The 1,227-nt window shown below is 64.1% G+C and carries 2 pseudogenes; both read left to right on the top strand.

What is annotated here, in order from left to right:
* Window positions 1-261, top strand: a pseudogene (locus EN749_RS36000) (D-xylose ABC transporter substrate-binding protein); the annotation flags it as partial.
* A 142-nt stretch (window positions 262-403) separates the two neighbouring features.
* Window positions 404-1,227: pseudogene (locus EN749_RS36005) on the top strand (sugar ABC transporter permease); the annotation flags it as partial.

Genomic DNA, 1,227 nt, shown 5'->3' on the forward strand with positions numbered 1-1,227 from the left:
GTGTCGGTGTGGAAGGACGCGCGGGAGCTCGGCAAGAATGCCGCCGAGATCGCCTCGCAACTGGCCGACGGCAAGAAGACGAGCGACATCGCCGGCGCCAAGGACTTCACGACGCCGGGCGGCAACACCGTCAAGTCGCTGTTCCTGACCCCGGTTGCCATCACCAAGGACAATCTCAACGTCGTCATCGACGCCGGCTGGATCAAGAAGGACGAAGTCTGCGCGGGTGTCGCCGCCGGCACCGTGGCGGCCTGCAACTGATCCGTACCACTTTGAAATATCTGAACGCCGCGGCCCAAAAGCCGCGGCGTTTTCTCAAAGAATTCTGTTTCCGCATCATGCGGATAGCTTCTAGGCTGGGCTCCGGCATGCGCGTCAGACGGCCAGCCGGTGGGAGGAAACCATGACCGATACGACGTCAAACCCGCAGACCGATACGGCGCGCGCGTCGGAACTCGGCGCCGTCGCCCGGTTCCTGAAGGCGACCGAGATCGACACCCGCATGCTCGGCATGATCGGCGCGCTGCTGGTCATCTGGATTGGGCTGCATGTCATTTCCAGCCTGCGCCTTGGCGTCAATCCGCTCGATTTCGACAGCCGCACCTTTCTCACGCCGCGCAATCTGTGGAACCTGTCGGTGCAGACGTCCGCGGTTGCCATCATGGCCTGCGGCATGGTGCTGGTCATCGTCATGCGCAACATCGACCTGTCGGTCGGTTCCGCCGAGGGCCTGATCGGCATGGTGATGGGATTTGCCCAGGTGCATTTCCTGGTGCGCTTTGTCGGGCTCGAACTCGGCAACCCGTGGATCTGGGTCCTGGCACTGGTCATCGGCCTGGCGCTCGGCCTGTTGATCGGCGCTTTTCAAGGCTTCGTCATCGCCTATCTCGAAGTGCCCGCCTTTATCGTGACGCTGGGCGGCCTGCTGGTCTGGCGCGGTGCCGCCTGGTGGGTCACTTCAGGCCAGACCGTGGCGCCGCTTAACGCCACTTTTCAGCTGATGGGCGGTGGGCCGGCGGGATCGATCGGCGCGACCTGGAGCTGGATCGTTGGGATCGTCGCCTGCCTCGCCGTGGTGTTTGGGCTGTTCAACGGGCGGGTGCAGCGCAAGCGTTTCCGGTTTCCGCTACGTCCGATCTGGGCCGAGGCGCTGCTTGGAGTCGTCACCTGCGGCGCCATCATGGGTGCGGTCTGGCTCGCCAACTCCTACCCCTGGCCGATCGGCAT

The organism is Mesorhizobium sp. M7A.F.Ca.ET.027.02.1.1 (assembly GCF_004022985.1).
Taxonomy (GTDB): Bacteria; Pseudomonadota; Alphaproteobacteria; order Rhizobiales; family Rhizobiaceae; genus Mesorhizobium.